Genomic DNA, 7,010 nt, shown 5'->3' with positions numbered 1-7,010 from the left:
CTGCAGGAACCTCGATCGAGGAGACTCTGCCGATCATCAAGGCCCAGGGCGATGTGGATGTGCTCGGCCTTGTTGTGTCCGTAGACCGTATGGAGCGCGGAAAAGACACGACTCACTCTGCACTCAAGGAGATTGAGAGAAAGTATGGCTTTAAGACAACCGCGATCGTTACGATGGCAGATGTTGTGGAGCATCTCTACAACAAGCCGTATAAGGGCCGCATTGTGATCGATGATACCTTGAAGGCAGCAATTGACGCTTACTATGAGCAGTATGGCGCTGAGGACTAAGGGAGCCGTATATGGAGAAAGTATATAAGACGATGCAGCGTACCGGCGCGTGCAGCATTGCGGTGGGAATTGTGATTCTTGTGACCGGTCTGGTTGTGGGAATCATGTCCATCGTGAGCGGGAGCATTCTGCTCAAGCGCAAAGGCGAGATTACATTTTAAATCGGCGGGGAACGCCGGAAGAAGGGGATGTTGCGAGAATGCGGCATCCTCTTTGCGTTCCGGCATTCTTTCGCAGATGGCGGGAAAGGAGCGCAGGGTGCGTAGAAGAAATAACAGGATTTCCTATATCCGGAGACCGCTTGCGGGAAGAAGCATACCGGCGACCTGTTTTGCAGGGATCGCGCTTGTCTCGACGGTGGTCAGCCTTGCTCTCAGCGTGAGCGCGCAGGGCAACGGAGAGGCAAACGTGGCGGCGTGGGGATTTTGCGGGATTGTGTTCACCGCGGCAGCGCTTGTCTACGGAATCACCGCGTTTCGGGAAAAGGAAAAAAATTATATTCTGGCGAAGATTGCCACAGGATCCGGTGCAGTTTTGGCGCTGTTCTGGGTCTGCATGATGATAGTGGGAATCTTGTCGCTTACGATGTAAAAGCAGGAAAGGATGACAACGGTGAATTATCGGGAATTATGGAATGACGACAATACACAGATCCGCGAACGCTATGATCTGGCGATGGAGCGGATTGCACAGATTCCGTCGGAGGAGCGGATTGCAGAGCCGTTTCGGGAGTATTTTGTTCAGATGGCACAGTTTGCCGGTCAGATTGAGGAGCTGGCGCGGCTTCAGCTTCGGGAGGAGTTAGAATCATATTCTCTTGAAGAATTAGGAAAGCTCAACCACGCTCTCTATGCGGATATACTTCCGGAACACTATGGCGAGAGCTATGCAAATCCGGCGTATGCGGTGGAGAAACTCGGGGAGGAGCTCGGAGCAATTCTGTCCGCATTTTATGCGCAGTTTCGCGAGGCGATCGTCTTTGCCTACGAGTGCCGTCTGACAGACATCACGATTCTGTCGGAGACGCTGATTGAGATTTATAATCTTTTTGAGGAGAAAGTGCCGCAGGAGAAGGCAGTGCGTGATGTGCTCTACTGGTTTTTCAGCGATTACACCGATGTGACGCTGACGTACCGGATTCGCGAACAGCTCGATCCGTCCCTGTCTTTTGCGCGCGACATCATCATGGAGAGCGATCTTTCTGATCTGCGCTATCTGTACCGGTTTGGAGAGTATATTTCCGATGCGGAGCTTCAGATTGCAGGATTTTTGAACACGCTTCCGGAAGAGACGATCGAGAAGATGGCTTCGACTTACACCGAAGGATACCGCAAGGGATTTGAGGTCATGGGAAGAGATCTCTCCCGCAAGAAGACCGTGGCGATCCGCTATGAGCTCGGTTTTGAGCGCATGATCCGCGCAGCGATCCGCCAGTTTTCCGAGATGGGACTTGAGACGATTCTCTATCGCTCGGCGTCATGGTCGGTGACGAAGAATCCGAACCGCAAGATCGGCTATCACGCAACTCCGGCAAACCGCCAGTATGACTATGATCATCGCTATGACAGCGCGCTCTACTACGACAAGGCGTTCAAGGAGCGCAAGCTTGCAGTGCTTCGCACGGCCTACGAGACTTACCGCAAGGAAGCTGCTTCTTTTGCAGGTCCGGCTGTCGTGGAGACATTCGGCGAGGACGGATTCTGTCCGGTCAACTGTCCACAGGCGTACAAGCTCAGTGAAAAGCAGGAGGAGCTGACGATTGCCTATGCGAATGAGTCAATGCAGGTGTTAAACGAGTATATCCCGGGAGATGAGACGAGCTTTACAATCATCGCGTTTCCGGTTCCGGCGATCGGAGCGGATTTTGAAGAAATCTTTGCGGAGACGATCCGCATCAACACGCTCGACTATGAGGTTTACAAGGGGATTCAGCAGCACATCATTGAGGTGCTCGATCAGGCAGAGCAGGTTCATGTGACCGGAAGAAACGGCAATGAGACCGATATCCGGGTTTCCCTGCACCCGCTCTCCGACCCGTCAAAGCAGACCAATTTTGAAAACTGTGTTGCGGATGTCAATATTCCTCTTGGGGAAGTCTTTACCTCACCGATCCTTGCGAAGACAACCGGACTTCTCCATGTGAGCCAGGTTTACCTCGGGGATATCCAGTTTAAGAATCTTAGGATCCGGTTTGAGGATGGAATGGTCGCAGAGTACAGCTGTGACAATTTTGAGGATCCCGAGGAGGGGCGTCAGCTGATCCGCCAGCAGATTTTAAAAAATCACGACACACTTCCGATGGGCGAGTTCGCGATCGGAACGAACACGACGGCGTATGCGATGGCGCAGAAATTCGGCATTGTGGAGAAACTGCCGATCCTGATTGCAGAGAAGATGGGCCCGCATTTTGCAGTCGGAGATACCTGTTACAGCTGGAGTGAGGACTCCCCGATGTACAATCCGGACGGGCGTGAGGTGATTGCGCGGGACAATGAGATCTCGCTTCTGCGAAAGGAAGATGTCTCAAAGGCATACTTTGGCTGTCACCTTGACATCACGATTCCGTACTCGGAGCTTGGGGACATCACAGCAGTCTGCGCAGACAGGAGAGAACTTCCGGTGATCCGCGAGGGAAGATTCGTTATCGCCGGAACCGAGGAGTTAAACCGCGCGCTTGACGAGCAGTAGCGGTGAGAAAAAAGTGCATTTATTTCACGAACAGAATTTGAGGAGAGAGTGCGGAGCATGGGAGCATTTCCCGGTGCTCCGTGTTTCCTCCTCTTTTTTTGTGCAATTTTTTGGTTGAAATGCTGTAAAAGATCTGATAGAATAGACGAATATTTCGAAAAATAGACAAAAACTGTCAAAAATGTCAACAAATTGGAAAACGAATGAAGAAAGGAGAAGGAGACAGGGGGATATGGAACAGAAATTTTTTTCGATCGGAGAAGTGAGTAAAATCTGCAATGTCTCGAGAAAGGCACTGCGCTATTATGACCAGATCGGGCTGATTTCGCCAGACTATATCAATGAGGAGAACGGCTACCGCTATTACAGTGAGGACACTCTGCTGTATGTTCCGGTGCTGAAATATTATAAACAGATGGGGTTTAAACTCGAGGAGATGCAGGGGCTCCTCGACGATGTGGATTTTGCCGGAATCCGGAAATGGTTCCCGGAAAAGATCAGGGAGCTGACGACGGAAGTCGGCAGGATCCAGGAGAGTCTGATCTCGATTCAGGACTGGTACCAGCTGATTCAGGAGGCACAGATGGTTCTGCGCTATCAGACGTGTGAGATTTCCGTCAAATATTTTCCGGAGATGGATTTCTGCTACATGGATCAGGAATTTCACTATGACTATCCGCCATCTGTCATCAATATTCCGTGGACGAATTATCTTGAGGCGCACAGGGAGGAGATCACCGGGGCGGTGATTTTGCACTATGATTCGTTTGAGGAGAAGATGGAGGGAAGATGCCGGCACGTCAGGATCATGCAGCAGGCAGTGCGACCGGATGCAAAGAGCGAGATTCAGCTGAAGCGCCACCGCGGAATGGCGGCCTGCGTCTACCACATCGGTTCCCATGACACGATTGACGAGGAGTATGAGAGAATCCGGGAGTGGGCAAAGAAGAGAGGATGCCGGCTTGCTGCCGATTCTTATGAGCGTTTTGTGACAGATTACTGGTCGACCAAGAAGGCGGAAGAGTTTGTGACAGAGATCATGGTTCCGTTTGAGGAAGATGTGACCGTGTGAAAATAGAGCTTCCAAAACGTTTCAAAACCTTCCCCCTAGGGGGAAGCAAAAAGCAGACAGATCAGGAATGATTCTGCCTGCTTTTTTTGTCCGGCGGGAAGAAGCGCGTGGTGATTGGTCCAAGAGATTGGACATTTTGCTGTAAAATTGTTCTCGGATTTGTACAATGTGCAAGAAAAACGGGTCACAGGAGAAAAAAACAAGTGTGTGAAAAAATTATCGAAAAAGGGGCTTGACATTCCGCTTTGGGGAAAGGGCTATACTAAGTGCACAGAAAAGCATGAGCAAGAAAAAAATTTTTGTGCATGCTGCGCGCGCTGTAAATAAAAACATGAGCTCAGAAACTCAAAAGACTGTAAAAGTTCCCAACAACACCGGAAAAGCGTCTCGGACGCTGACGGAGAGATTTACAAAAACTGACAAGATGTTGGGAAAAATGGAGAAGGAGAGAGACAACATGAAGTATGATGCACTTGGAATGATTGAGACAAAGGGTCTTGTAGCTTCCATCGAGGCAGCTGATGCAATGGTAAAGGCAGCAAACGTAACGCTGATCGGAAAAGAGAAAGTCGGCGGCGGACTGATCACCGTTCTGGTGAGAGGAGATGTCGGAGCTGTCAAGGCAGCAACCGATGCAGGTGCTGCAGCAGCCCAGAGAATCGGCGAGCTGGTATCCGTTCACGTTATCCCGCGTCCGCACGGAGAGGTAGAGACCATTCTTCCTGGTGGAAAGACGGAATAAAAAACACAAAAGGAAAATCATCAAAGGAGAAATGAATCGATGAACGGAGGAAACGCATCCGCAGCGGATGCCAAGATGAAACAGGTCAGCAAAAGTTTCCGCAAGACGGGACTGATGACCGGAGCACTTTCCGGTCTGACCTACGGAATTTACACCACGCTGGTTATGGTGGCTGGTTATTATGAACCACTTGCCGGAGCGGCTGGCTTCCTTGCAGCGCCTTACGTGTGTGCAGGTTTGAACGATCTGTTCGCAGGCCTCTGGCTGTTAATCTACAACGCAAAGATGGGTCGTCTGGCAGAGCTTGGAAGAACCTTAAACACTTTCCCGGGAAAGATGATGCTTCTCGGAGCTTTTCTCGGAGGCCCGATCGCAAATGGAGCTTATCTTGTGGGACTTGCACTTGCAGGTGCTTACGCAATCCCGATTTCCGCGACCTGTGGTCTGTTTGGAGCAATCTTTGCATGGATCTTCCTGAAACAGAGACCGACAAAGCGAGTGGTCGCAGGAATGGTCATCTGTGTAGCCGGTGCAATCGTCATCAACTGGACGAAGCCGGAGGGCGCACCGAACTTTACACTTGGAATTCTCTGTTCCCTTCTCGCAGCAATCTGCTGGGGACTTGAGGGAACGCTTTCAAGCTACGGCGGCGCAATGGTGGATACCGATGTGGCAACAAACATCAGAGAGCTGTTCTCTGGTCTTGTAAACCTGATCGTGATCGTTCCGCTCGTTGGCGGTCTGGGACTGCTCGGCGGCACACTGGCAGCTGGAATGCCGATCGTATGGCTCTTGATTTCCGGTCTGAGCGCAGGTGCTTCCTACCTGCTGTGGTATCAGGCAAATGCAACTGTCGGCTGTGCAATCGGAATGTCTCTGAATGTCACCTACGCATTCTGGGGAGTTCTCTTCTGCGTTCTGTTCTTAGGACAGGCAGTAACTCCGACGATCGTGATCGGATCCATTGTCATCATTGCCGGTGCAATCCTGGTTACGATGAATCCGTTAGATTTCTTTAAGAAGGAGGAAGACTAAGATGCTGCTTCCTGCAAGAATGGCTGTGCTGAATTATTTAAACAAAGTGAAAGATGCAAGCGTTGATGAGATTATGACTGCGATGAAACCTCAGTACGGAAATGAAGGTCAGTTTACAAAGAAGATGTATCTGAATCATGCGATGGCACTCGAGGCAAACGGAATGTGCGATCTGACCGGTTATGAGCTTGACAAAAACGGAGATCTCTCCATGCGCTTTGCAATCAATGAGGCAGGACGGGATGCCGTAAACAAATATGTGCCTGCAAAGTTTCGATAAAGTGAATTTGCAAAAAAGACAACAAGGAGAATCGGAGAATGAGATATTACGGTGAAGAGGCGCTCGGCCTTGTGGAAACGCTCGGTCTGGTTCCGGCGATGGAAGCTGCGGATAAGATGCTCAAGGCAGCAGACGTCGAGCTGATTTCCTACGAGAACGTGGGTTCCACCCTTGTTACCATCATGGTAAAGGGCGATGTGGCTGCTGTCCGCTCCGCAGTGGAGGCGGGAGCAGAGGCAGCGGCAGCGATCGGAAAGCTGACGGCAAAGAATGTGATGCCGCGTCCGATCCGTGCCGTGGGCGAGATCGTATCGGTTCACGATATTGATGCGTAAGCCCGGAGACGGTTTCAGACGAAATCCGGACAAGTAAGATGCAGGAGAGAAAAAGTATGGAAAGATATGAAGCCATTGGAATGATTGAAACCTTTGGTCTGGTATTTGTTCTGGAGGCAGCCGATGCCATGTGCAAGGCGGCAGACGTCGAGCTGATCGGCTATGAGAATGTGGCTTCCGGATACATTTCCGTCATCGTTCAGGGCGATGTCGGAGCGTGCCGTACCGCAGTGGATGCCGGAGTGAAAGCGGTTGAAAATATGGGAGCGGAGGTTTACAGCTCTGTGGTAATCCCGAGACCGCATCAGGATCTTGGCAAGATTGTGGCACGTTACAGCCTGACGAATCTACTGCCTGAGGAGTAAAAGCGCAGGAGGGTCGTAACATGAAATTTGTTGACAGAGACTTGATGGCTGTTCAGGAAGCCCGCGTCCTCATGGAGGAGGCAGGTGAGGCTAGAACGGCACTCGGGGGATGGGAACAGGAAAAACTCGATCAGGTTGTCTGTGCGATGATGCAGGCATGCTCGGAGAGAGCAGAGATGCTCGTCGAGATGGCAGTGCGGGAG

The 7,010-nt window shown here is 51.0% G+C and carries 9 protein-coding genes and 2 pseudogenes; all 11 read left to right on the top strand.

Going from position 1 to position 7,010, the window contains the following annotated elements; genetic code table 11:
* A pseudogene (locus ACR0QE_RS12695) lies at positions 1-290 on the top strand (orotate phosphoribosyltransferase); the annotation flags it as partial.
* Between the two features lie 11 nt (positions 291-301).
* Positions 302-451: a hypothetical protein gene (locus ACR0QE_RS12690; protein ID WP_432628703.1), complete on the top strand. Its 150-nt coding sequence runs from the start codon at positions 302-304 to the stop codon at positions 449-451.
* 97 nt (positions 452-548) lie between these two features.
* Entirely contained in the window at positions 549-881 is a 333-nt protein-coding gene (locus ACR0QE_RS12685) for a hypothetical protein (protein WP_432628702.1), read from the top strand.
* Between the two features lie 21 nt (positions 882-902).
* Positions 903-2,978 (top strand): aminopeptidase, encoded by a 2,076-nt coding sequence (locus ACR0QE_RS12680; RefSeq protein WP_432628704.1) that lies wholly within the window; start codon positions 903-905, stop codon positions 2,976-2,978.
* 232 nt (positions 2,979-3,210) lie between these two features.
* Positions 3,211-4,050, top strand: a complete 840-nt coding sequence (locus ACR0QE_RS12675) for a MerR family transcriptional regulator (protein ID WP_432628701.1) — start codon at positions 3,211-3,213, stop codon at positions 4,048-4,050.
* Between the two features lie 457 nt (positions 4,051-4,507).
* Positions 4,508-4,792 (top strand): ethanolamine utilization microcompartment protein EutM, encoded by a 285-nt coding sequence (gene eutM / locus ACR0QE_RS12670; RefSeq protein ID WP_027640754.1) that lies wholly within the window; start codon positions 4,508-4,510, stop codon positions 4,790-4,792.
* A 39-nt stretch (positions 4,793-4,831) separates the two neighbouring features.
* Positions 4,832-5,827: a DMT family transporter gene (locus ACR0QE_RS12665; protein WP_432628700.1), complete on the top strand. Its 996-nt coding sequence runs from the start codon at positions 4,832-4,834 to the stop codon at positions 5,825-5,827.
* A gap of 1 nt (position 5,828) precedes the next feature.
* Positions 5,829-6,107, top strand: a complete 279-nt coding sequence (locus tag ACR0QE_RS12660) for a hypothetical protein (RefSeq protein WP_432628699.1) — start codon at positions 5,829-5,831, stop codon at positions 6,105-6,107.
* A 38-nt stretch (positions 6,108-6,145) separates the two neighbouring features.
* Positions 6,146-6,442 (top strand): BMC domain-containing protein, encoded by a 297-nt coding sequence (locus ACR0QE_RS12655; RefSeq protein WP_027640757.1) that lies wholly within the window; start codon positions 6,146-6,148, stop codon positions 6,440-6,442.
* A 56-nt stretch (positions 6,443-6,498) separates the two neighbouring features.
* Positions 6,499-6,807: a BMC domain-containing protein gene (locus ACR0QE_RS12650; protein WP_432628698.1), complete on the top strand. Its 309-nt coding sequence runs from the start codon at positions 6,499-6,501 to the stop codon at positions 6,805-6,807.
* 20 nt (positions 6,808-6,827) lie between these two features.
* A pseudogene (locus ACR0QE_RS12645) lies at positions 6,828-7,010 on the top strand (acetaldehyde dehydrogenase); the annotation flags it as partial.

Origin of the sequence: Brotaphodocola sp. (assembly GCF_050873065.1) — a bacterium.
Lineage (GTDB): Bacteria > Bacillota > Clostridia > Lachnospirales > Lachnospiraceae > Brotaphodocola.
This window is presented reverse-complemented; position numbering and strand designations above follow the sequence as displayed.

Excerpts from the sequence above, each read along its gene's own strand:
- ACR0QE_RS12690 (WP_432628703.1), top strand. The coding sequence starts at position 302 with ATGGAGAAAGTATATAAGACGATGCAGCGTACCGGCGCGTGCAGCATT.
- ACR0QE_RS12675 (WP_432628701.1), top strand. The coding sequence starts at position 3,211 with ATGGAACAGAAATTTTTTTCGATCGGAGAAGTGAGTAAAATCTGCAAT.
- eutM (WP_027640754.1), top strand. The coding sequence starts at position 4,508 with ATGAAGTATGATGCACTTGGAATGATTGAGACAAAGGGTCTTGTAGCT.
- ACR0QE_RS12665 (WP_432628700.1), top strand. The coding sequence starts at position 4,832 with ATGAACGGAGGAAACGCATCCGCAGCGGATGCCAAGATGAAACAGGTC.
- ACR0QE_RS12660 (WP_432628699.1), top strand. The coding sequence starts at position 5,829 with ATGCTGCTTCCTGCAAGAATGGCTGTGCTGAATTATTTAAACAAAGTG.
- ACR0QE_RS12655 (WP_027640757.1), top strand. The coding sequence starts at position 6,146 with ATGAGATATTACGGTGAAGAGGCGCTCGGCCTTGTGGAAACGCTCGGT.
- ACR0QE_RS12650 (WP_432628698.1), top strand. The coding sequence starts at position 6,499 with ATGGAAAGATATGAAGCCATTGGAATGATTGAAACCTTTGGTCTGGTA.